Annotated in this window: 22 protein-coding genes; 19 read left to right on the top strand and 3 right to left on the bottom strand. The window is 63.4% G+C overall.

Going from position 1 to position 22,086, the window contains the following annotated elements:
• Nucleotides 1-39 precede the first annotated feature (39 nt).
• The 11 genes from FJ430_RS21150 (at nt 40) to FJ430_RS21100 (ending at nt 9,178) form a co-directional block, all read left to right on the top strand.
• The gene (locus FJ430_RS21150; RefSeq protein WP_140646243.1) at nt 40-363 is read left to right on the top strand and encodes an FtsB family cell division protein; all 324 of its coding nucleotides are present in this window, start codon (nt 40-42) and stop codon (nt 361-363) included.
• A 175-nt stretch (nt 364-538) separates the two neighbouring features.
• Nucleotides 539-1,576 carry a pyruvate dehydrogenase (acetyl-transferring) E1 component subunit alpha gene (pdhA, locus tag FJ430_RS21145; protein ID WP_140708877.1) on the top strand — a complete coding sequence of 346 codons (1,038 nt, stop codon included), beginning with the start codon at nt 539-541 and terminating at the stop codon, nt 1,574-1,576.
• A gap of 15 nt (nt 1,577-1,591) precedes the next feature.
• Nucleotides 1,592-2,989 (top strand): pyruvate dehydrogenase complex E1 component subunit beta, encoded by a 1,398-nt coding sequence (locus FJ430_RS21140; protein ID WP_140708879.1) that lies wholly within the window; start codon nt 1,592-1,594, stop codon nt 2,987-2,989.
• A gap of 3 nt (nt 2,990-2,992) precedes the next feature.
• Complete coding sequence (locus FJ430_RS21135) at nt 2,993-3,277, top strand: hypothetical protein (RefSeq protein ID WP_140708881.1); 285 nt, start codon at nt 2,993-2,995, stop codon at nt 3,275-3,277.
• Between the two features lie 9 nt (nt 3,278-3,286).
• Nucleotides 3,287-4,663, top strand: a complete 1,377-nt coding sequence (locus FJ430_RS21130; protein ID WP_140708884.1) for a pyruvate dehydrogenase complex dihydrolipoamide acetyltransferase — start codon at nt 3,287-3,289, stop codon at nt 4,661-4,663.
• Nucleotides 4,664-4,677: 14 nt separating this feature from the next.
• A complete protein-coding gene (locus FJ430_RS21125) occupies nt 4,678-5,103 on the top strand; it encodes a hypothetical protein (RefSeq protein ID WP_140708886.1) in 426 nt (141 codons plus the stop codon).
• The gene (locus tag FJ430_RS21120; RefSeq protein WP_140708888.1) at nt 5,100-5,738 is read left to right on the top strand and encodes an SGNH/GDSL hydrolase family protein; all 639 of its coding nucleotides are present in this window, start codon (nt 5,100-5,102) and stop codon (nt 5,736-5,738) included. Before FJ430_RS21125 ends, FJ430_RS21120 begins: the two co-directional genes overlap by 4 nt.
• A gap of 18 nt (nt 5,739-5,756) precedes the next feature.
• Entirely contained in the window at nt 5,757-7,223 is a 1,467-nt protein-coding gene (lpdA, locus tag FJ430_RS21115) for a dihydrolipoyl dehydrogenase (RefSeq protein ID WP_140708890.1), read from the top strand.
• Nucleotides 7,224-7,374: 151 nt separating this feature from the next.
• Complete coding sequence (locus tag FJ430_RS21110; RefSeq protein WP_140646236.1) at nt 7,375-7,632, top strand: GlsB/YeaQ/YmgE family stress response membrane protein; 258 nt, start codon at nt 7,375-7,377, stop codon at nt 7,630-7,632.
• Nucleotides 7,633-7,750: 118 nt separating this feature from the next.
• Nucleotides 7,751-8,716 carry a lipoyl synthase gene (lipA, locus tag FJ430_RS21105; RefSeq protein ID WP_140646235.1) on the top strand — a complete coding sequence of 322 codons (966 nt, stop codon included), beginning with the start codon at nt 7,751-7,753 and terminating at the stop codon, nt 8,714-8,716.
• Between the two features lie 6 nt (nt 8,717-8,722).
• Entirely contained in the window at nt 8,723-9,178 is a 456-nt protein-coding gene (locus FJ430_RS21100) for a type II toxin-antitoxin system RatA family toxin (protein ID WP_140708892.1), read from the top strand.
• Here the strand turns inward: FJ430_RS21100 and FJ430_RS21095 are convergent.
• Together FJ430_RS21095 and FJ430_RS21090 are read right to left on the bottom strand one after the other, a co-directional pair.
• Nucleotides 9,175-9,663 carry a CinA family protein gene (locus FJ430_RS21095; protein WP_140708894.1) on the bottom strand — a complete coding sequence of 163 codons (489 nt, stop codon included), beginning with the start codon at nt 9,661-9,663 and terminating at the stop codon, nt 9,175-9,177. The two genes, FJ430_RS21100 and FJ430_RS21095, sit on opposite strands and share 4 nt — an antisense overlap.
• Nucleotides 9,660-10,889: a bifunctional 2-C-methyl-D-erythritol 4-phosphate cytidylyltransferase/2-C-methyl-D-erythritol 2,4-cyclodiphosphate synthase gene (locus FJ430_RS21090; protein WP_140708896.1), complete on the bottom strand. Its 1,230-nt coding sequence runs from the start codon at nt 10,887-10,889 to the stop codon at nt 9,660-9,662. The genes FJ430_RS21095 and FJ430_RS21090 overlap by 4 nt, the downstream gene beginning before the upstream one ends.
• A gap of 140 nt (nt 10,890-11,029) precedes the next feature.
• Here FJ430_RS21090 and dusB point away from each other — a divergent pair, with 140 nt between their 5' ends.
• From dusB to hflX, 8 genes are all read left to right on the top strand, one after another.
• Nucleotides 11,030-12,058 (top strand): tRNA dihydrouridine synthase DusB, encoded by a 1,029-nt coding sequence (gene dusB, locus FJ430_RS21085; protein WP_140708898.1) that lies wholly within the window; start codon nt 11,030-11,032, stop codon nt 12,056-12,058.
• Nucleotides 12,055-13,197 carry a two-component system sensor histidine kinase NtrB gene (locus FJ430_RS21080; protein WP_140646230.1) on the top strand — a complete coding sequence of 381 codons (1,143 nt, stop codon included), beginning with the start codon at nt 12,055-12,057 and terminating at the stop codon, nt 13,195-13,197. Before dusB ends, FJ430_RS21080 begins: the two co-directional genes overlap by 4 nt.
• Nucleotides 13,194-14,654 carry a nitrogen regulation protein NR(I) gene (gene ntrC / locus FJ430_RS21075; protein ID WP_140657239.1) on the top strand — a complete coding sequence of 487 codons (1,461 nt, stop codon included), beginning with the start codon at nt 13,194-13,196 and terminating at the stop codon, nt 14,652-14,654. The genes FJ430_RS21080 and ntrC overlap by 4 nt, the downstream gene beginning before the upstream one ends.
• Nucleotides 14,655-14,775: 121 nt before the next feature.
• Complete coding sequence (locus FJ430_RS21070; protein ID WP_140708900.1) at nt 14,776-17,067, top strand: sensor histidine kinase NtrY-like; 2,292 nt, start codon at nt 14,776-14,778, stop codon at nt 17,065-17,067.
• Nucleotides 17,057-18,418: a sigma-54-dependent transcriptional regulator gene (locus FJ430_RS21065; protein ID WP_140646227.1), complete on the top strand. Its 1,362-nt coding sequence runs from the start codon at nt 17,057-17,059 to the stop codon at nt 18,416-18,418. The genes FJ430_RS21070 and FJ430_RS21065 overlap by 11 nt, the downstream gene beginning before the upstream one ends.
• 173 nt (nt 18,419-18,591) lie before the next feature.
• Nucleotides 18,592-19,455, top strand: a complete 864-nt coding sequence (locus FJ430_RS21060) for a D-amino-acid transaminase (RefSeq protein ID WP_140708902.1) — start codon at nt 18,592-18,594, stop codon at nt 19,453-19,455.
• Nucleotides 19,456-19,598: 143 nt separating this feature from the next.
• Nucleotides 19,599-19,844: an RNA chaperone Hfq gene (gene hfq / locus FJ430_RS21055; protein WP_006202172.1), complete on the top strand. Its 246-nt coding sequence runs from the start codon at nt 19,599-19,601 to the stop codon at nt 19,842-19,844.
• Nucleotides 19,845-21,230: a GTPase HflX gene (hflX, locus tag FJ430_RS21050; RefSeq protein ID WP_140708904.1), complete on the top strand. Its 1,386-nt coding sequence runs from the start codon at nt 19,845-19,847 to the stop codon at nt 21,228-21,230.
• Here hflX and mazG read toward each other — a convergent pair.
• Nucleotides 21,227-22,063 (bottom strand): nucleoside triphosphate pyrophosphohydrolase, encoded by an 837-nt coding sequence (gene mazG / locus FJ430_RS21045; protein WP_140708906.1) that lies wholly within the window; start codon nt 22,061-22,063, stop codon nt 21,227-21,229. The genes hflX and mazG overlap by 4 nt on opposite strands.
• Between the last annotated feature and the right edge of the window lie 23 nt (nt 22,064-22,086).

Raw genomic sequence — 22,086 nt, 5'->3', positions numbered from 1 at the left:
TCATGGCCGCTTGCGTTCGCGGCCGCGAGGGTTCGGGTCATGTGGACACGTCAGCACAAGCAGAGAAACACCGGCAGGCTGATCATCCCCTCGCTTTGCGTGCTCTTCCTGGCCTATTTCGGCTTCCATGCCTATCACGGCGAATTCGGCATCTATTCCAAATATCGGCTGCAGGCCCGGGCGGTTGAATTGCAGGCCCAGCTCGATGCCGTGAAGGCGCGCCGGATCGATTTCGAGCGTCGTGTCCAGTTGATGCATGAAGGCACGCTGGAGAAGGATATGCTTGACGAGCAGGCCCGAAAGGCGCTCAATCTGTCCCATCCCGACGAAATCACCATCATGCTGCCCGCCTCGACGAAATAACCGAATTTCGGTTAATCGTCTTTATTTTCAATGATTCTAATCGCTTAGATGCATGCCAGCCATGCATTTTTCAGCATGGCGCAATGCATTCTTGCGTGTTAGCTTCTCGCAAATCGGTGGGGAGACGATCGATCTCCCTGAATGTCCGCGAAGAGACGCCAACAGGGAGTGACGCATGGCCATCGCCGCCAAAAAAGCGCCCGCCAAATCCAGATCCGACAAACAGCCCAATCTGTCAGCGCCCAAGCCGGCCGATTTCACCAAGGACGAAGAGCTTTCCGCCTACCGGCACATGCTCTTGATCCGCCGCTTCGAGGAGAAGGCCGGCCAGCTCTATGGCATGGGCTTCATCGGTGGCTTCTGCCACCTCTATATCGGCCAGGAGGCCGTCGTCACCGGCATGAAGATGGCGCTGGTCGAAGGCGACCAGATGATCACCGCCTATCGCGACCATGGCCACATGCTGGCGATGGAGCTGTCGCCACGCGGCGTCATGGCCGAGCTCACCGGGCGCCGCGGCGGCCTGTCGAAGGGCAAGGGCGGCTCCATGCATATGTTCTCCAAGGAGAAGCATTTCTATGGCGGCCATGGCATCGTCGGCGCGCAGGTGTCGCTCGGCACCGGTCTCGCCTTCGCCAACCGCTACCGCGAAAACAAGAACGTTTCGCTGACCTATTTCGGCGACGGCGCCGCCAACCAGGGCCAGGTCTATGAAAGCTTCAACATGGCCTCGCTGTGGAAGCTGCCGGTGATCTACATCATCGAGAACAACCGCTACGCCATGGGCACGTCCGTGTCGCGCTCGTCGGCCGAGACCGACTTCTCGCATCGCGGCGCTTCCTTCAAGATCCCGGGCATCCAGGTCGACGGCATGGACGTCCGCGCCGTGAAGTCGGCGGCCGATCTGGCCACCGAATGGTGCCGGTCCGGCAACGGTCCGCTGATCCTCGAGATGCAGACCTACCGCTATCGCGGCCATTCGATGTCCGACCCGGCAAAATACCGCTCCAAGGAGGAAGTGCAGAAGATGCGCTCCGAGCATGACCCGATCGAGCAGGTCCGGGTGCGGCTGCTCGACAAGAAGTGGGCAACCGAGGACGAGCTCAAGACCATCGACAAGGAAGTCCGCGACATCGTCGCCGACGCCGCCGAATTCGCCCAGAACGACGCCGAGCCGGATCCGTCCGAGCTGTGGGCCGACATCGTACTCTAAGGAGAGGGCAAGGACATGCCGATCGAAATTCTCATGCCCGCGCTCTCGCCGACGATGGAAGAGGGCAATCTTTCCAAATGGCTGAAGAACGAAGGCGACAAGATCGTCGCCGGTGACGTCATCGCCGAGATCGAGACCGACAAGGCGACGATGGAAGTCGAAGCCGTCGACGAAGGCACGCTCGCCAAGATCGTGGTTCCCGCCGGTAGCGAAGGCGTCAAGGTCAACGCGGTCATCGCCGTGCTTGCCGTCGACGGCGAGGACGTCGACAAGGCCGGCGAAGGCATCGGTGAAGAAGAGCCCGCCAAGGCCGAAAAAGCCGCACCGGCGCCGGCCCCCGCCGCGGCCAAGAGCAACGCTGCCACGCCGGTCGCCGCCGCGCCGAAGGCGGAGATCGCCGCCGATCCGGATATTCCCGCCGGCACCGAGATGGTTTCCACCACTGTGCGCGAAGCGCTGCGCGACGCGATGGCCGAGGAAATGCGCCGCGACGGCGATGTCTTCGTCATGGGCGAGGAGGTCGCCGAATACCAAGGCGCCTACAAGATCACGCAAGGCCTGCTGCAGGAGTTCGGGCCGCAACGCGTCGTCGACACGCCCATCACCGAGCATGGCTTTGCCGGCGTCGGCGTCGGCGCCGCGATGGCCGGGTTGAAGCCGATCGTCGAATTCATGACCTTCAACTTCGCCATGCAGGCGATCGACCAGATCATCAACTCGGCCGCCAAGACGCTCTATATGTCCGGCGGCCAGATGGGCGCGCCGATCGTCTTCCGTGGTCCCAACGGCGCGGCCGCCCGCGTCGCCGCGCAGCATTCGCAGTGCTATGCCGCCTGGTACAGCCATATCCCCGGCCTGAAGGTGGTGATGCCCTACACGGCCGCCGACGCCAAGGGCCTGCTCAAGGCGGCGATCCGCGATCCGAACCCTGTCATCTTCCTCGAGAACGAGATCCTCTACGGCCATTCCTTCGATGTGCCGAAACTCGACGACTTCGTGCTGCCGATCGGCAAGGCACGTGTCCACAAGCAAGGCAAGGACGTCACGCTCGTCTCCTTCGGCATCGGCATGACCTATGCGGTCAAGGCGGAGGCCGAGTTGCGCGGCATGGGCATCGATGCCGAGATCATCGATCTCAGGACCATTCGGCCGCTCGACTTCGACACGATCATCGCTTCGGTGAAGAAGACCAACCGTCTCGTGGTGGTGGAAGAAGGTTATCCGCAGAACTCGGTCGGCGACCACATCGCCAGCCAGGTCTCGCAGCGTGCCTTCGACTTCCTCGATGCGCCGGTGATCACCATTGCCGGCAAGGACGTGCCGATGCCTTATGCGGCGAACCTCGAGAAGCTGGCGCTGCCCAACGTCGGCGAAGTCGTCGAGGCTGTCAAAGCCGTTACCTATCGGGGATAAGCGATGGCAGCATCGCTGGGATATATTCTTCTTTTCCTAGCGATTATTTCGTTCGCTGTCGGGGGCTATTCTATAGCGATGGTGGCCGCTTTGTCGCTTCGCCAGGAGAATAAGGTTCAAACCAAGGTTTTTGGATTTCTCCCTGTCACCAAGGTTGTTTGGACGGATGAAATGAATCGCCATCGCCGAAGGGGCTTCTTTTGCGTGATCGCTTTTATGCTGCTTAGCCAGGTGGGTGCCTATCTGGCCGGTTTGCCTATGACCATCAACGGAACTAGGATTCAGTGAGGTCCGCGAATGCCAATCAACATCACCATGCCGGCCCTTTCGCCCACGATGGAAGAGGGCAATCTTTCCAAGTGGCTGGTCAAGGAAGGCGATAAGGTTTCGCCCGGCGACGTGATCGCCGAGATCGAGACCGACAAGGCGACGATGGAGGTCGAAGCCGTCGATGAAGGCACAGTCGCCAAGCTGGTGGTTCCGGCCGGCACCGAAGGCGTCAAGGTCAACGCGCTGATCGCCATCCTGGCTGGTGAAGGCGAGGATGCCGCGGCCGCTGCCAAGAGCGGCGGCAACGCCGCGCCAAAGGCCGAAGCGCCGAAGGCGGACGCCCCGAAAGCCGAAACGCCCAAGGAAGCACCCAAGCCGGCAGCGGCGGCCGCGGTGCCCCCGCCGGCGAAGGCCGAGCAGGCTCCCGTCGCCAACGGCCACGCCGCCGGTGATCGCCTCTTCGCATCGCCGCTGGCTCGCCGCATCGCCAAGGATGCCGGCGTCGATGTGTCCGCTGTGACAGGCACCGGCCCGCATGGCCGCGTGGTGAAGGTCGACGTCGAGGCGGCGATCGCTTCCGGCGGCGCCAAGGCCGCACCGGCTGCGAAGGCGCCTGCCGGCACCCCGTCCGCTCCGGCCCCAGCACCCAAGCCGATGTCGGACGACCAGGTGCTGAAGCTTTTCGCCGAAGGCTCCTACGAGCTCGTGCCGCATGACAACATGCGCAAGACGATTGCGCGCCGCCTGGTCGAGGCCAAGTCCACCATTCCGCATTTCTACCTGACGCTCGACTGCGAGCTCGATGCGCTCTTGGCGCTGCGCACGCAGTTGAATGCCGCAGCCCCGATGAGGAAGACCGACAAGGGCGAAGCCCCGGCCTACAAGCTCTCCGTCAACGACATGGTCATCAAGGCGATGGCCATGGCGCTGATGGCGGTGCCGGACGCCAATGCGTCGTGGACCGACAGCGCCATGGTCAAGCACAAGCACGCCGATGTCGGCGTCGCCGTGTCGATCCCCGGCGGCCTGATCACGCCGATCATCCGGCATGCGGATGAAAAGACGCTGTCGGTCATCTCCAACGAGATGAAGGACCTGGCGAGCCGCGCCAGGAGCCGCAAGTTGAAGCCGGAAGAGTATCAGGGCGGCACCACCGCTGTGTCCAATCTGGGCATGTTCGGCGTCAAGGACTTTGCCGCCGTCATCAACCCGCCGCATGCGACGATTTTGGCGGTCGGCGCCGGCGAGGAGCGGGCGGTGGTGAAGAAGGGCGAGATCAGAATAGCCACCGTGATGTCGGTGACGCTCTCGACCGACCACCGCGCGGTCGACGGCGCGCTCGGAGCCGAACTGCTCGGCGCCTTCAAGCGCATGATCGAAAACCCGATGGGCATGCTGGTGTAAGAAGGGAAAAGGCGGTGCGGAAATTCTTCACCAGCCTTTTCGCCTTCGTCCTTTCCGGCTTCGCCGGCGGGCTGGTGGCTCAGGAACTCGCCGTCGCCACCGGTGCCGAGGAAGAATACATCGTCGTTTTCATGGTCTCGGTGTTGGTGACCGCTGTCGTCACTGTCGTCTTCTTCATGGCGCAGTTCATGGTCGATCCGGTCATGGCCGTCGCCAAGGCGGGAAAGTGGTCGCTGATCGTATTCGCCGTGTTGCTCATCCTGCTGGTCGGCCTGGTGCTCCATACGGATGCCAGCAAGGATGTAATGAAGCGCGACGGGCCGATGGTGGCCGGGCTGATATTGCCAGGCATCGTCACGATCATCGTGCAGTGGCTCTTCGTGCACTGGCGGGTGGGGCATGTCCGGACAGGTTTTGGTAGAGGCGGGGCGAAGGCGTGAAGACAATTCTGTGCTACGGCGACTCCCTGACCTGGGGCTATGATGCCGCCAGCCTCGGCCGCCATGCGCTGGCAGACCGCTGGCCGAGCGTGCTCGAGGTCGAGCTCGGCGACGACGTCGAGGTCATCGCCGAAGGCCTCAACGGCCGCACCACGGCCTTCGACGACCATCTGGCCGGCGCCGACCGCAATGGCGCCCGCGTCCTCCCGACGGTCCTGACCAGCCATGCGCCGCTTGATCTCGTCATCATCATGCTCGGCTCCAACGACATGAAGCCGTGGATCCACGGCAATCCGGTTGCCGCCAAGCAGGGCATGCAGCGCCTGATCGATATCGTGCGCGGCCACGACTATCCGTTCGACTGGGATACGCCGCAGATCCTGATCGTCGCTCCGCCGGCGGTAACGCGCACCGACAATGCGGAATTCAAGGAAATGTTCGCCGGCGGCGACGACGCCTCCAAGCGGCTGGCGCCGCAATATTCGGCACTTGCCGACGAGGCCGGCTGCGGCTTCTTCGATGCCGGCACCGTCGCTGCCACCACGCCGCTCGACGGCGTCCATCTCGATGCGGAAAACACGCGGCGGATCGGCCGGGCTTTGGCGCCGCTCGTGCGCATCATGCTCTCACTCTAACCCTTAGAAAGAAAACCCGTGGCTGAATCCTACGACGTCATCATCATCGGCTCAGGTCCCGGCGGCTATGTCACGGCGGTGCGTTCCGCCCAGCTCGGCTTCAAGACGGCGATCGTCGAGCGTGAGCATCTTGGCGGCATCTGCCTGAACTGGGGCTGCATCCCGACCAAGGCGCTGCTGCGCTCGGCCGAGATCATGCATTATTCCGACCACCTCAAGGACTACGGCCTGAAGCTCGAAGGCGGCAAGGTCAGCCCTGACACATCAGCCGTGGTCGACCGTTCGCGAAAAGTGTCGCTCAGGCTGAACACCGGCGTCGGCTTCCTGATGAAGAAGAACAAGGTCGACGTGATCTGGGGCGAGGCGAAGCTTTCGAAGGCTCCTGCCGGTGACAAACCGGGCGAGGTCGTCGTTTCGAAGACCGCGAAGAAGGCGATGGAGCCGCAGCCGCCGGTGCCGAAAGGCGTCAAGGGCGAGGGCACCTACACTGCCAAGCACATTATTCTCGCGACCGGCGCAAGGCCGCGCGCGCTGCCCGGCATCGAGCCGGACGGCAAGCTGATCTGGACCTATTTCGAGGCGATGGTGCCGAAGGAAATGCCGAAATCGCTGCTGGTGATGGGTTCGGGCGCCATCGGCATCGAATTCGCTTCCTTCTACCGCACCATGGGCGCCGATGTGACGGTGGTCGAGCTGCTGCCCGCGGTGATGCCGGTCGAGGACGCCGAGGTCTCGAAATTCGCGCAGAAGCAGTTCGAGAAGCAGGGGATGAAGATACTCCTCGAGGCCAAGGTGACCAAGGTCGAAAAGGGCGCCAATTCGGTCACCGCGCATGTCGAGATGAAGGACGGCAAGGTCGAGAAGATCACCGCCGACCGGATGATCTCTGCCGTCGGCGTGCAGGGCAACATCGAAAATCTTGGCCTGGAAGCGCTCGGCGTGAAGACGGACCGCGGCTGCGTCGTCGTCGATGGCTACGGCAAGACCAATGTGCCCGGCGTCTACGCCATCGGCGACGTTGCCGGACCGCCGATGCTTGCCCACAAGGCCGAGCATGAAGGCGTCGTCTGCATCGAGAAAATAGCCAATTTTCCGGGCGTGCATGCCACCGACAAGCTGAAGATCCCCGGCTGCACCTATTGCAGCCCGCAGGTTGCGTCCGTTGGCTTGACGGAAGCCAAGGCCAAGGCTGAAGGCAAGGATATCCGCGTCGGCCGCTTCCCCTTCAGCGCCAACGGCAAGGCCATCGCGCTCGGCGAGGATCAGGGCTTCGTCAAGACCATCTTCGACAAGAAGACGGGCCAGCTTCTCGGCGCGCATATGGTCGGTGCCGAGGTGACCGAGCTCATCCAGGGTTTTGTCGTGGCGATGAACCTGGAGACCACCGAGGAAGAGCTGATGCACACGATCTTCCCGCATCCGACGTTGTCGGAAATGATGAAGGAGAGCGTGCTCGACGCCTATGGCCGCGCTTTGAACGCATGACAAGAACCGGTGACAGATCACCAATCGGTGATAGACGGTCAATCCATGCTAAATTGGTCGGGCGAGACTCACTCGCGGCAGCCGGAGAAAGCTGACGGCAAGGCAGTTCGTATCCGGATGCATCTTCACCTGATCGAGGAGGAATTGGCATATGCATATGAATGGCGTCGGCTGGATTACAGCCATCATCGTCGGCGGTCTGGCGGGCTGGTTCGCCGAGATGGTCATGAAGAGCAACACTGGCATCGTCATGAACATCATCATGGGCATTGTCGGCGCCGTGGTGCTGAACGCGATCCTGCAGGCCCTCAATATCGGGGCCTTCGGTGCCGGCTGGGTGGCCTATCTGATCACCGGCTTCATAGGTGCCTGCCTGCTGATCTTCGTCGGACGGCTCGTTCGCCGCTGAACCGCTATGCGAAAAGGCTGTGGCGGCATGCGCTGCCACGGCCTTTTTCTTTGCCTCGAAAAGTCCTAGATGACGAAAGACAGGTGGCTGGCGAAATCGCGGCCGCGAAGGGTTTGAGATGGTCACAGTCGTAGACACGATCGCCAACCGGCCGCGCCCGCGGCATCCCGAGAAGGCGCACCGGCCCGACCAGGAGGTGTTGCGCAAGCCCGACTGGATCCGCGTCAAGGCGCCGGTTTCCAAGGGCTATGCCGAAACGCGCGAGATCGTGAAGTCGCACAAGCTGGTGACGGTGTGCGAGGAGGCCGGCTGCCCGAATATCGGCGAGTGCTGGGACAAGAAGCACGCCACCTTCATGATCATGGGCGAGATTTGCACGCGCGCCTGCGCCTTCTGCAATGTCGCGACCGGTATCCCGACCGCGCTCGATGCGGATGAGCCGGCGCGCGTCGCGCACGCCGTCAAGCAGATGGGGCTGAGCCACGTCGTCATCACGTCCGTCGACCGCGACGACTTGGCCGATGGCGGCGCGCAGCATTTCGCCGACGTCATCCGCGCCATCCGCGCGGCGACACCCTCGACGACGATCGAGATCCTGACGCCCGACTTCCTGCGCAAGGATGGCGCGCTGGAGATCGTCGTTGCGGCCAAGCCCGACGTCTTCAACCACAATCTCGAAACCGTGCCGTCGAACTACCTGACGGTCCGTCCCGGCGCGCGTTATTTCCATTCGATCCGGCTTTTGCAGCGGGTCAAGGAACTCGACCCGTCGATCTTCACCAAATCCGGCATCATGGTCGGCCTCGGCGAGGAGCGGAACGAGGTGCTGCAATTGATGGACGATCTGCGTTCGGCCAATGTCGACTTCATGACCATCGGCCAGTACCTGCAGCCCTCGAAGAAGCACCATCCGGTGATCCGCTTCATCCCGCCGGACGAGTTCAAGTCCTATGAGACGATAGGCAAGACCAAGGGCTTCCTTCTGATGGCTTCGAGCCCGCTGACCCGCTCCTCGCATCACGCCGGCGAGGATTTCGCCAGGTTGCGCGCGGCGCGCGAGGCGCAGCTCGCGAAGGCCAGCTGACCTTCAATGCCGAAATTCGAGGCGACACGCCGCGTCGCGCACACGCCGCAAGAGATGTTCGCGCTGGTTGCGGACATCGAGGCCTATCCGCAATTCCTGCCGCTCTGTGAGTCGCTCACCGTGCGCTCTCGCAAGGAGCGCGACGGCCGCACCATCCTGGTTGCCGACATGAGCATCGGCTACAAGGCGATCCGCGAGACCTTTACCACGCAGGTGCTGCTCAATCCGGCCGAGCATGCCATCGATGTCAAATACATCGACGGTCCGTTCAAATATCTCAGCAATATCTGGCGCTTCGATCCCGCTGGCAGCGGCTGCGAGGTGCATTTCTTCATCGATTACGAATTCAAGAGCCGCATCCTGGGCGCGGTGATGGGCACGATGTTCGATCGCGCCTTCCGCATGTTCTCGGAAGCCTTCGAGAAACGGGCAGACGTCATCTATGGGGTGAAGCAAGTCTAACGCTCACCGAGCGCGCGCAGTCCGAGTTGCAGCGCGTGCCGCACCGTCTCGTGCCGGATGAATTCGCGGCCCTTGTGACCGAACAGCTGCCGCTCGGCGATAACCGGCTGTCCGGCAAGCGCTATCCCGAACCAGACAAGACCGACCGGCTTGTCGGCCGAGCCGCCGCTGGGGCCGGCAATGCCGGTGACGGCGAGCGACAGGCTTGCCTGCGAATGCGCCAGCGCGCCCGCCGCCATTTCCAGAACCGTCTCGCGCGAGACCGCGCCATGCGCATCGAGCGTGGCGGCGGAGACGCCGAGCATCTCCATCTTGGCTTCGTTGGAATAGGTGATGAAGCCGCGGTCGACCACGGCAGAGGACCCGGCAATGTCGGTCAGCGCCGCGATGATCAGGCCGCCGGTGCAGCTTTCGGCCGTCGCCAGCATGATGCCGCGCTGCTGACAGGCCTGGAGCAAAGCGATAGCGAGTTCGGCGTTGCTCATGCCGGCACCTCTCCCGGGTAGACGACGCTGGCGGTGGCGATCGCGGCGATGCCTTCGCCACGCCCGACAAAGCCCAGCTTCTCGTTGGTTGTCGCCTTGATCGAAATACGCTCGCGCGCGATGCCGAGCATGGCCGAAAGCGCCTCCGTCATCGCGGCGCGATGCGGCCCGACGCGCGGCGCCTCGCAGATCAACGTGATGTCGGCATTGGCGATGCGGCCGCCACGCTCGCGCACCAGCTTTGCCGCGTGCTCGACGAAGATCTTCGAGGCCGCTCCCTTCCATTGCGGGTCGGACGGCGGGAAATGCGTGCCTATGTCGCCGGCGCCGCAGGTGGCAAGCAACGCGTCGGTCAGCGCATGCAGCCCGACATCGGCGTCCGAATGGCCGGACAGTTTTCGCTCGTAGGGAATGGCGACGCCACAGAGCGTTACATGGTCGCCGGGCTCGAAGGCGTGCACGTCGTAGCCATTGCCGGTGCGAATATCCGGGAAGCGCTGCTGCGCGCTCAAGAGCCGCTGGTCGGCCAATGCAATATCCCTTGCCCAGGTGAGTTTGACGTTGTCCGGCGATCCCGGAACGATCTTGACCGGTATCTGCGCCCATTCGGCGATCGCCGCGTCGTCGGTGAATTCCGTTTTCCCCAAATGATGCGCCTTTTCGTGCGCGGCGAGCAGCGGCCAGAACGGAAAGCCCTGCGGCGTCTGCGCCGCATGAAGGCCGGCTCTCGACACCGTCTCATCGATCATGCCGGCAGCCGATTCCCGCTTCAGCGTATCGGCGACGGGCAGCGCCGGCAGCGCGCCCTGGCGCTCGCCGATCGCCTCGATGGTGCGGTCGATCAGCCCGGCGTCGACGAACGGGCGTACGGCATCGTGCACCAGCACTTTTGCGGGTGCCTGGTCCCTCAGCGCCATGAGGCCGAGCCGGACGGAAGCCTGGCGCGAAGGGCCGCCGATCACGGCGACAAGACGATCGCCATGCGCCTCGGCCGCGCGTTGGAAGAGTTCGGCATCGTCGGCATGGATCGCCACGACCACCGGGCCGATCATTGGATGCGAGAGGAAGATATCCAATGTATGCGCGATGACGGCACGGCCGCCGATGCGCTGATATTGCTTCGGACCGTCGGCCTGTCCGGCGCGCGCGCCGCGTCCGGCGGCGACGATCACCACCCCGATCCCACCGCTTGGGCCCGCCGCTTGCTTTTCGCTTGCCTCGCTCATTCCGATCGGTCCTAGTCGGCGTGATGGCCGAAGGCCAGCATTTTCCAAAATGCGCCTTAATGTGACGTCATTGCGCGTTGCACAATGCCACACTTCTGGCTAGAGAATGTGCAACGATTGAACATGCTTGGTTTTTGTGCATGGTTGAACTGACCACTTTGGCATCGCCACTCGATGTCGGCGGCGTGAGAATCCGCAATCGCGTTTTCCTGGCGCCGATGTCGGGCATCACCGACGAGCCGTTCCGGCAGCGCGCCCACGCGCATGGCGCGGGGCTGGTCGTATCGGAAATGGTGGCAAGCGGCGAACTGGCCAAGGGCAGGGCCGGCTGCGACCTGCGCATCCGCCATTCCGGCCTGCCGGTGCATATGGTTCAGTTGGCCGGACGCGAAGTTATCGATATGGGCGAGGGCGCGCGCATAGCGGCGGGCGAGGGCGCCGATATCATCGACATCAACATGGGCTGCCCTGCGAAGAAGGTGACCGGCGGCTATGCCGGTTCGGCGCTGATGCGCGACCTCGACCATGCGCTGTCGCTGATCGAGGCGGTGGTCGGCGCAGTCTCGGTGCCGGTGACGGTCAAGATGCGGCTCGGCTGGGACGAAAGCGCGCTCAACGCGCCGATGCTGGCCCGCCGCGCCGAACAGGCTGGCGTCAAGATGGTAACAGTGCATGGCCGCACGCGCTGCCAGTTCTACCAGGGCAAGGCCGACTGGCGTGCCATTGCGCGCGTCAAGGAAGTTGTATCGATACCCGTGGTGGCCAATGGCGATGTCGGCTCGCCGGAAGAGGCGGCGACAATCCTCGAACAGTCCGGAGCAGACGCGGTGATGATCGGCCGCGCGCACTATGGCGCACCATGGATCGCTGGTGACATTGCCACAACCGCCGCCGGTGCAAGCGCGCAAGCAATTCCGCGCATGCCGCGGGCGCTCGCCGACTACGTCGTGTCCCACTACGAGGACATGCTCTCGCTCTACGGTATCGAAAGCGGCCTGCGCCAGGCGCGCAAGCATCTCGGCTGGTATCTTGACCGCCATACGGCCGATGTTTCAGCCGAGCAGCGCAAACGCATTCTGACTTCCTTCGACCCGCGGGAAGTCGTCGCCGAGCTGCGCCGCGCGTTCACTGACAGCTTGTCCTCGATCAGCCTGCGGAGCGCGGCATGAAGGCCAACGTTCCCCAGCCGGCCGATATGGCGGATGCCGCCAATATCGTGCTCAACACCATCCGCCGCCCGGTCATCATGGTCGACCTCGACGGCTTTATCACTTTTGCCAATGCCGATGCCGAGGACTTCTTCCGCTCCAGCGCGACCATGCTCGCCCGCAACACGCTGTCCAAGCTGGTGCCCTTCGGCAGCCCGTTGCTGACGCTGGTCGACCAGGTGCGCGAACGCCGCGCGCCGGTCAACGAATACCGCGTCGACGTCTCGTCGCCGCGCCTCGGCATCGAGAAGATGGTCGACCTCTATGTCGCGCCGGTGCCGGAGTTTCCCGGCTCGATCGTGGTCATGTTCCAGGAACGGTCGATGGCCGACAAGATCGACCGCCAGATGACGCATCGGGGTGCTGCGCGCTCCGTCACTGGCCTGGCCGCCATGCTGGCGCATGAGATCAAGAACCCGCTCTCCGGCATCCGCGGCGCCGCTCAATTGCTCGAGCTTTCCGCTTCCGACGAGGACCGCGCGCTGACCCGCCTGATCACCGACGAGACTGACCGCATCGTCTCGTTGGTCGACCGCATGGAGGTGTTTTCCGACGAGCGGCCGATCGAGCGCTATCCGGTCAACATCCACGTCGTGCTCGATCATGTGAAGGCGATTGCCAAGAATGGTTTTGCAAGGCGGATCAAGATCTTGGAGGAATATGATCCATCATTGCCTCCGGTCTTCGCCAACCGCGACCAACTGATCCAGGTCTTCCTCAATCTGGTGAAGAACGCCGCCGAGGCGATCGGCGCCGACCCGCAGGGCGAGATCATGCTCTCGACGGCTTTCCGCCCTGGCATCCGCGTTTCCGTGCCCGGGACGCAGGACCGCGTCTCGTTGCCGCTGGAGTTCTGCGTGCATGACAACGGGCCTGGCGTCTCCGAGGACATCCTGCCGATCCTGTTTGATCCGTTCATCACCACCAAACCCAATGGCTCAGGACTTGGGCTGGCGCTGGTAGCCAAGATCGTCGGCGAGCATGGCGGCATCATCGAATGCGATTCGACGCCGCGCGGGACGACATTCCGCATCCTGCTTCCGGCCTGGAAGGAGACCGCGCCCGGCGCAGGCGAGGAAGCTGAAGGAGACCGCACATGACCGCTCGCGGCAATATTCTCGTCGCCGACGACGATGCGGCCATCCGCACCGTGCTCAACCAGGCGCTGTCGCGGGTCGGCCACGAGGTGCGCGTCACCTCCAATGCCTCGACGCTGTGGCGCTGGGTTGCGGCGGGCGAGGGCGATCTGGTCATCACCGATGTGGTGATGCCGGACGAAAACGCCTTCGACATGCTGCCGCGCATCAAGAAGGCGCGGCCCGAGCTGCCGGTCATCGTCATGAGCGCGCAAAACACGTTCATGACCGCCATCCGCGCCTCCGAGACCGGCGCCTACGAATATCTGCCGAAGCCGTTCGACCTGACGGAGCTGCTCAACATCGTCAACCGGGCGCTGGCCGAGCCGAAGCGGCCGAAGCTCGATGCCCGCGCGGAAGACCAGCCGGAGACGATGCCGCTGGTCGGCCGCTCCGCCGCCATGCAGGATATCTACCGCATGCTGGCGCGCATGATGCAGACCGACCTCACGGTCATGATCAGCGGCGAGTCCGGCACCGGCAAGGAGCTGGTGGCGCGCGCGCTGCATGAATATGGCCGCCGCCGCGGCGGCCCGTTCGTGGCCATCAACATGGCGGCGATTCCGCGCGACCTGATTGAATCGGAACTGTTCGGCCACGAGAAGGGCGCCTTCACCGGGGCACAAAATCGCTCCAGCGGCCGTTTTGAACAGGCCGAGGGCGGCACGCTGTTCCTCGATGAGATCGGCGACATGCCGATGGAAGCGCAGACCCGGCTGCTGCGCGTGCTGCAGCAGGGTGAATACACCACGGTCGGCGGCCGCACGCCGATCAAGACCGACGTGCGTATCGTCGCGGCTACAAACAAGGATCTGCGCACGCTCATCAACCAGGGCCTCTTCCGCGAGGACCTGTTCTATCGCCTCAATGTCGTGCCGCTGAGGCTGCCGGCGCTGCGCGAGCGTTCCGAGGACATCCCCGATCTGGTGCGGCACTTCTTCAAGCAGGGCGCCAGCGAGGGCTTGCAGACCAAGCGCATTTCGTCCGGCGGCATCGAGCTCATGAAGCGCTACCCCTGGCCGGGCAACGTGCGCGAGCTGGAAAACCTGGTGCGCCGGCTGGCCGCCCTCTACTCGCAGGACGAAATTTCGTCGGAGATCATTGAATCCGAGCTGAAAACCGGCGAAAGGCCGGTCGTGCCCGACGGCGGCGCGCTCATCCCCGACGATCTGTCGATCGGCCAGGCAGTCGAGCACTTCCTGCAGCGATATTTCGCCTCCTTCGCCGGCGAATTGCCGCCGGCCGGGCTCTACCAGCGCATTCTTGCCGAGGTCGAGTATCCGCTGGTGCTGGCTTCGATGACGGCGACGCGCGGCAACCAGATCAAGGCGGCGGAACTTTTGGGGCTCAACCGCAACACGCTGCGCAAGAAGATCCGCGAACTCGGCGTCAACGTCTACAAATCGGCCAGGCAGCCGTAGCGTCACCTCGTCCCTTCGGTGAATTTTGTCTGGGAAAGATTATCTTCCCGGCCACACTTGTTGCATAATCGCCACAATGCGTTGCATACATCCGACGCGATGATCGACTCTGTACCGCGACATGGCAGCTGAGGCTCCGACCCTGAACCAACCGCTTTTCAACCAGACCGGCGCGCGCGACGGGCGACGGTTGCTGGCGTTGCCGGGCGTCGTCGCGATTGCCGGCGCGATGATCACGGCGGCGATCTCGTTCGCGATCCTGGTCGGCGCAACGCCGATCGCGCCGACGGCCCACGCGACCTGGGCCTTGATCGCGGCCAATGCCGTCTTTGTCCTGTTCCTCATCGCCTTGATCGCCCGCGAGGTGCGCCGCATCGTCCTGGCGCGGCGCCATGGCAGGGCCGCCTCGCGGCTGCATGTGCGCATCGTCGCCATGTTCGCGCTGGTTGCCGCCATTCCGGCCATCATGGTGGCGATCATCGCCTCGATCACGCTCGACATCGGCCTCGACCGCTGGTTCGAAATCCGCACCAAGACGATCGTCAACTCGTCGCTGTCGATTGCCGACGCCTATGTGCAGGAGAACGCGCGCAACCTGCAGGGCACGACATTGTCCATGGCGTACGATCTCGACGCCTCGCGCACGCTCTACGGCCTCGACCGAGGCGGTTTCCTCGACCTGTTGAACAAGGAAGCCGTCGGGCGCGGACTGGCGCATGCGGCCCTGATCAAGCCGGATGGCTCGTTCGTCATGAACGCCAAGACCGACGCCGACTTTCCCATGCCAGAGCCGCCCTCGGGCGCTGTCGACACCGCGTCCGACGGCAAGCCGGTGCTGATCGAGCCGCGCACCCGCAACATCATGGGCGCCATCATCAAGCTGCGGGAGATCGAAGGGCTTTACCTGTATACGATCCGGCTCGTCGATCCCGACGTGATCAAGGCGCGCCAGATCGTCAGGTCCAACACCGACGAATACCGCAATCTTGAGGACAACCGCCGGACCTCGCAGGTCGCCTTCGCGCTGCCCTATCTGTCGCTCACGCTGATCATCACGCTCTCGGCTATCTGGACCGGCATCGCGGTCGCCGACCGGATCGTGCGACCGATCCGCCAGCTGATCGGCGCCGCTGACGAGGTGGCGACCGGCAATCTCGACGCTGCCGTTACGGTGCGCCAGTCCGATGGCGACGTCGCCTCGCTCGGCGAAACCTTCAACAACATGATCCTGGAGCTCAAATCGCAGCGCAACGAGCTGCTCTCGGCCAAGGATCTGATCGACGAGCGGCGGCGCTTCTCCGAGGCCGTGCTGGCCGGTGTCACCGCCGGCGTCATCGGCGTCGACCCTTACGGCATCATCACCATCGTCAATCGCTCGGCCGAAACCATGCTGGCGATTTCGGCAAATGCGACGCTCGGCCAGAACCTTTCGGCGGTCCTGCCGCTTGTCGGCCGCGTCTTCGAGATCGGGCGGCAGTCCGGCAAGCCGGTCTATCGCGAGCAGGTGACCTTCTTCCGCAGCGGTCTGGAGCGCACCTTCAATGTCCAGGTCACCGTCGAAGCCGCTGACGACGGCGAGGAAGAGAAATCCTATGTGGTCACGGTCGACGACATCACCGATCTCGTCCAGGCGCAGCGCTCGTCGGCCTGGGCCGACGTCGCGCGGCGCATCGCGCATGAGATCAAGAACCCGCTGACGCCGATCCAGCTTTCAGCCGAGCGCATCAAGCGCCGCTACGGCAAGGTCATCACCGAGGACCGCGAGGTCTTCGACCAGTGCACCGATACCATCATCCGCCAGGTCGAGGACATCGGCCGCATGGTCGACGAGTTCTCGGCCTTTGCCCGCATGCCGAAGCCCGAGATGAAGGCTATCGACCTGCGTGAATCGCTGCGCGAGGCGTCTTTCCTGGTCGAGGTCAGCCGCTCCGACATCGCCTTCGAACGTGATTTCGGCAGCGAGCCGTTGAAAGGCACTTTCGACAGCCGCCTGATGGCGCAGGCCTTCGGCAACGTCATCAAGAACGCGGCCGAGGCGATCGACGGACTTGATGCGCAAGACCGTTCGGACGGCACAATCCGGATTCAGGCCGGGCGCCAAGATGGCGCCATACGAATCGACGTTATCGATAACGGCAAGGGGCTGCCGCGCGAGAATCGTCAAAGGCTTCTCGAGCCCTATATGACGACACGCGAGAAGGGCACCGGGCTTGGTCTCGCTATCGTCAAGAAGATCGTGGAAGACCATGGCGGCCGTCTCGAATTGCACGACGCGCCAGCGGATTTCCATGGCGGCCGGGGCGCGATGATCTCGATCATCCTGCCCCCGGCGATGATCGTAGCCGCGCCGCCACGCGGTGAAGGTCGAAGCGAACACGAAAGAGAAACTGAAAAGGTCGGTAATGGCGTCTGACATTCTCATCGTCGATGACGAGGAAGACATCCGCGAACTTGTCGCCGGTATCCTGAGCGACGAGGGTCATGAAACACGCACGGCGCATGATGCCGACAGCGCGCTCGCGGCGATCGCCGATCGCGCGCCGCGGCTGATTTTCCTCGACATCTGGCTGCAGGGTTCGCGCCTCGACGGCTTGGCGTTGCTCGACGAGATCAAGACCATGCACCCGAACATGCCGGTGGTGATGATTTCCGGCCACGGCAACATCGAGACGGCGGTGTCGGCCATCCGGCGCGGCGCATACGACTTCATCGAGAAGCCGTTCAAGGCCGATCGCCTCATCCTGGTCGCAGAGCGCGCGCTGGAGACGTCCAAGCTGCGGCGTGAGGTTTCCGACCTCAAGCAGCGCAGCGGCGAGACCTTCGACCTGATCGGCATGTCGTCGGCGATGAGCCAGCTGCGGCAGACCATCGAGCGCGTCGCGCCCACCAACAGCCGCGTCATGATCGTCGGTCCCTCAGGCTCCGGCAAGGAACTGACGGCGCGCGCCATCCACACGCTTTCGTCGCGCAAGACCGGTCCGTTCGTGACGCTGAGCGCGGCCACCATCACGCCCGAACGCATGGAGATCGAGCTGTTCGGTACAGAATCGAACGGCACCGAGCGCAAGGTCGGCGCGCTGGAAGAGGCGCATCGCGGCATCCTCTACATCGACGAAGTCGCCGATATGCCGCGCGAAACCCAAAACAAGATCCTGCGCGTGCTGGTCGAGCAGCAATTCGAGCGGGTAGGCGGCACCAAGCGCGTCAAGGTCGATGTCCGCATCATCTCTTCGACCTCGCAGAATCTCGAAGCGATGATCGCCGACGGCCGCTTCCGCGAGGACCTTTACCATCGCCTGGCGGTGGTTCCGGTCATCGTGCCGGGGCTCGCCGAGCGGCGCGAGGACATTCCCTATCTCGTCGACAATTTCATGAAGCAGATCGCGCGCCAGGCCGGCATCAAGCCGCGCCGCATCGGCGACGATGCGCTGGCCGTGCTGCAGGCGCATAACTGGCCGGGCAACGTTCGCCAACTGCGCAACAATGTCGAGCGATTGATGATTCTGGCGCGCGGCGAAGAGGCCGATGCGCCGATCACCGCCGATCTTCTGCCCTCCGAGATCGGCGACGTGATGCCACGCACGCCCAACCAGTCGGACCAGCACATCATGGCGCTGCCGTTGCGCGAGGCCCGCGAGCAATTCGAGAAGGACTATCTGATCGCCCAGATCAACCGCTTCGGCGGCAACATCTCGAAGACGGCCGAGTTCATCGGCATGGAACGCTCGGCGCTCCACCGCAAGCTGAAGTCGCTGGGTGTGTAAAGCAATTCCAGGAAAGGTGCGCAGCGGTTAGGCTCGGCGGTTTCGCCGTAGCTGTCCGTCCGGCGTAAGACTCCCCAGGGCCGGCTTGCCAGGGCCGGCTTGGCCCACGCGATTGTTCATTACGGCGGGGGCGGAATCGCCTAAGAAAGCCTGATATTTCCCTGAGGATGCCCATGCCGCGCATTGCCTATGTCAACGGGCGCTATGTCGTCCATGCCCAAGCCAGCGTCCATATTGAGGACCGTGGCTACCAGTTCGCGGACGGCGTCTATGAGGTCTGCGAAGTGGCGCGCGGCCATATCGTCGATATGCCGCGCCATCTTGCCCGGCTCAAGCGCTCGCTCAAGGAACTGTCGATCGCCTGGCCGGTCTCGGAAGGCGTCCTGCCGATGCTGCTGCGCGAGGTGGTCAATCGCAACGGCGTCATCAACGGCCTTGTCTATGTGCAGGTGACACGCGGCGTCGCCAGCCGTGAGTTCGTGTTTCCGCCGGCAGGCACGAGGCCTTCCCTGGTCATAACCGCCAGAAAGGCCGATCCGGCCGCGGCGGCGAAGCGGGTGGAAGCCGGCATCAAGGTCATCACGGTGCCCGAGAATCGCTGGGACCGCGTCGACATCAAGAGCACGGGCCTCTTGCCCAATGTGCTCGCCAAGCAGAAGGCCAAGGAAGCCGGCGCCCAGGAAGCCTGGTTCGTCGACACCGACGGCAACGTCAAGGAAGGCGGCTCGTCCAACGCCTGGATCGTCACCCGGGACGGCGTCCTGGTGACCCGGCCGGCCGAGCACGGCATCCTGCGCGGCATCACCCGCACGACGCTTTTCGACGTCGCCGCAAAGCTCGGCCTCAAGATCGAAGAACGTGGTTTTTCGGTCACCGAGGCCAAGGCGGCCAGGGAAGCGTTCATCAGTTCGGCGACCACAATCGCCATGCCGGTGGTCGAAATTGACGGCGCGCCGATCGCAAATGGACATCCTGGTTCCATGACACTTTCGTTGCGGCAGGCCTTTTTTGACGTTGCGGAAAAAAGTCCAGCCTGATAACCGCACAACTGGAATTAACCTCAACTATCTCATTCTGCTTGCCATTGTGTCGGCAAGAGGGGGTTTGCTCGCTTGACAGGTGCCGCGTAATTTGGCGCATTGGCCCGCAAACCGAAGGGGATCGGCGAAAGACAAGAAAAATGGCGGAACGATCGCAAAACCTTCAGGACCTGTTCCTGAATTCAGTTCGCAAGAGCAAAAATCCACTTACCATCTTCCTCATCAACGGCGTGAAGCTGACCGGTGTCGTCACTTCGTTCGACAATTTTTGTGTGTTGTTGCGGCGTGACGGGCACTCCCAGCTCGTCTACAAGCACGCCATTTCCACGATCATGCCGAGCCAGCCGGTTCAGATGTTCGATGGCGAGGAAAGCCAGGGCGCCTGATTGGCACGTGATAAGGACGCGGACCGCAGCGTTCGCGGGAAACAAGGACATCAACTCGGGCCGGAATCCAAGGATCCGACCCGGGCCGTTGTCATTGTGCCGGTGCTTACCCGCCAGCCGCGCGGCGACGATGAGTCGAGTCGCCCGCGTCTGAGCCGTTCGGCGGATGCACGCCACGACGAAGCAGTCGGCCTTGCCAGCGCCATCGATCTCAACCCGGTTCACACCGCGGTGGTGACGGTTGCCGATCCGCGGCCGGCCACGCTGCTCGGCAGCGGCAAGGTGGCCGAGTTCGCGGATATCGTGAAGGCACGCAAGGCGGAACTGGTCATTGTCGACCATCCGCTGACCCCGGTGCAGCAGCGCAATCTCGAAAAGGAACTGAACGCCAAGGTGCTCGATCGCACCGGGCTCATCCTCGAGATCTTCGGCGAGCGGGCGCGCACCAAGGAAGGCACGCTGCAGGTCGAACTCGCCCATCTCAACTACCAGAAGGGCCGCCTGGTGCGGAGCTGGACTCACCTCGAGCGGCAGCGCGGCGGCGCCGGCTTCCTCGGCGGTCCCGGCGAAACCCAGATCGAATCCGACCGTCGCATCCTGCAGGACAAGATCACCAAGCTGAAGCATGAGCTGGAAACGGTGCGGCGCACACGCGACCTGCATCGCGCCAAGCGCAAGAAGGTGCCTTTCCCGGTGGTGGCGATCGTCGGCTACACCAATGCCGGCAAGTCGACGCTGTTCAACCGGTTGACCGGGGCAGGGGTGCTGGCCGAGGACATGCTGTTCGCGACGCTGGATCCGACGTTGCGGCGCGTGCGGCTGCCGCACGGCACGCCGGTCATCCTGTCCGACACGGTGGGCTTCATTTCCGACCTTCCGACGCATCTGGTGGCGGCCTTCCGGGCAACGCTGGAAGAGGTGGTCGAGGCGGATCTGGTGCTGCATTTGCGCGACATCTCCGATCCCGATACGGCGGCCCAGGCTGAGGACGTCGAACGCATCCTTGGCGATCTCGGCGTCGACGCCGCCGACGCGAACCGCGTGATCGAGGTCTGGAACAAGATTGATCTCCTAGACGAAGGCAATCGCGAGCGGCTGCTTGACGAAGGGGCAAGCGGCAAGTCTCCACCGATAGCCATTTCAGCGGTGACCGGCGAAGGACTGGACACGCTGAAAGCGCTCATCGAAACGCGGGTGTCGGGCGAGCTGGAAACGATGACCGTGACGTTGAGCCCGGCGCAGCTCGGCCAGGTCGACTGGCTCTACCGCAACGGCGACGTCGTTTCGCGCACCGACAATGAGGACGGCAGCGTCACCCTCTCGCTTACGGCCACGCATAGCGCCAGGCGGGAAATCGAGAGCCGCCTGCATCGCAAGGGCAGCTAATCGGCTGATTCCTTGGCGCTTTTGGCCTGCTGCCAGAGCGCTTCCATTTCGTCGAGCGTTGCCTTCTCCAGTGAACCGCCCGAAGCTTCCAAGGCTTGCTCGACATAGTGAAAGCGCGAGCGGAACTTGTCGTTGGTGCCGCTGAGCGCCGCTTCCGAATCGAGCTTGAGGTGGCGGCCGAAATTGACGACGGCAAACAGCATGTCGCCGAACTCGTCCTTGATCGGAGCCGCGTCACCGGTGGCGAGCGCCTCGCGCAATTCCCCGATCTCTTCCTCTATCTTGTCGAGGATCGGGGCTGCCTCGCTCCAGTCGAAGCCGACGCGCGCTGCCTTCTCCTGCAGCTTCAGGGCGCGCGTCAGGGCAGGGAGCGCGACCGGCACGCTGTCGAGATAGCCTTTGCCGTGATCTTCCGGGTCGAGACCGCGGGCGATGCGGGCGTCGCGCTTCTCGGCCTTTTCTACGGTCTTGATCTTCTCCCACATGCCCTTGGCCATGCCGGCGCTGCGCGCCTTCTCGTCGCCGAAGACGTGCGGATGGCGGCTGATCATCTTGGTGGTGATGGCCTCGACGACATCGCCGAAAGCGAACTCGCCGATCTCCTCGGCCATCTGCGCGTGGTAGACGACCTGCAGCAGCAGATCGCCCAGCTCCTCGCGCAGATCGTCGAAATCGCCGCGCGCGATCGCGTCGGCCACTTCATAGGCCTCCTCGATCGTGTAGGGCGCGATGGTCGTAAAATTCTGCTCGATATCCCAGGGGCAGCCGGTCTTCGGCGCTCGCAGCGCCGCCATGATCTCGATCAGCCGGGAAATGTCCTTGGAGGGCTTCATGAATTGAGCCTATCCCGCGGTCA

Source organism: Mesorhizobium sp. B2-8-5, from assembly GCF_006440675.2.
In the GTDB taxonomy this organism is placed as follows: Bacteria; Pseudomonadota; Alphaproteobacteria; order Rhizobiales; family Rhizobiaceae; genus Mesorhizobium.
This window is presented reverse-complemented; position numbering and strand designations above follow the sequence as displayed.

Excerpts from the sequence above, each read along its gene's own strand:
- FJ430_RS21135 (WP_140708881.1), top strand. The coding sequence starts at position 2,993 with ATGGCAGCATCGCTGGGATATATTCTTCTTTTCCTAGCGATTATTTCG.
- FJ430_RS21130 (WP_140708884.1), top strand. The coding sequence starts at position 3,287 with ATGCCAATCAACATCACCATGCCGGCCCTTTCGCCCACGATGGAAGAG.
- ntrC (WP_140657239.1), top strand. The coding sequence starts at position 13,194 with ATGACCGCTCGCGGCAATATTCTCGTCGCCGACGACGATGCGGCCATC.
- pdhA (WP_140708877.1), top strand. The coding sequence starts at position 539 with ATGGCCATCGCCGCCAAAAAAGCGCCCGCCAAATCCAGATCCGACAAA.
- FJ430_RS21080 (WP_140646230.1), top strand. The coding sequence starts at position 12,055 with ATGAAGGCCAACGTTCCCCAGCCGGCCGATATGGCGGATGCCGCCAAT.
- dusB (WP_140708898.1), top strand. The coding sequence starts at position 11,030 with ATGGTTGAACTGACCACTTTGGCATCGCCACTCGATGTCGGCGGCGTG.
- FJ430_RS21150 (WP_140646243.1), top strand. The coding sequence starts at position 40 with ATGTGGACACGTCAGCACAAGCAGAGAAACACCGGCAGGCTGATCATC.
- mazG (WP_140708906.1), bottom strand. The coding sequence starts at position 22,063 with ATGAAGCCCTCCAAGGACATTTCCCGGCTGATCGAGATCATGGCGGCG.
- lipA (WP_140646235.1), top strand. The coding sequence starts at position 7,751 with ATGGTCACAGTCGTAGACACGATCGCCAACCGGCCGCGCCCGCGGCAT.
- FJ430_RS21100 (WP_140708892.1), top strand. The coding sequence starts at position 8,723 with ATGCCGAAATTCGAGGCGACACGCCGCGTCGCGCACACGCCGCAAGAG.
- FJ430_RS21090 (WP_140708896.1), bottom strand. The coding sequence starts at position 10,889 with ATGAGCGAGGCAAGCGAAAAGCAAGCGGCGGGCCCAAGCGGTGGGATC.
- FJ430_RS21065 (WP_140646227.1), top strand. The coding sequence starts at position 17,057 with ATGGCGTCTGACATTCTCATCGTCGATGACGAGGAAGACATCCGCGAA.
- FJ430_RS21140 (WP_140708879.1), top strand. The coding sequence starts at position 1,592 with ATGCCGATCGAAATTCTCATGCCCGCGCTCTCGCCGACGATGGAAGAG.
- FJ430_RS21110 (WP_140646236.1), top strand. The coding sequence starts at position 7,375 with ATGCATATGAATGGCGTCGGCTGGATTACAGCCATCATCGTCGGCGGT.
- hfq (WP_006202172.1), top strand. The coding sequence starts at position 19,599 with ATGGCGGAACGATCGCAAAACCTTCAGGACCTGTTCCTGAATTCAGTT.
- FJ430_RS21060 (WP_140708902.1), top strand. The coding sequence starts at position 18,592 with ATGCCGCGCATTGCCTATGTCAACGGGCGCTATGTCGTCCATGCCCAA.
- FJ430_RS21095 (WP_140708894.1), bottom strand. The coding sequence starts at position 9,663 with ATGAGCAACGCCGAACTCGCTATCGCTTTGCTCCAGGCCTGTCAGCAG.
- FJ430_RS21070 (WP_140708900.1), top strand. The coding sequence starts at position 14,776 with ATGGCAGCTGAGGCTCCGACCCTGAACCAACCGCTTTTCAACCAGACC.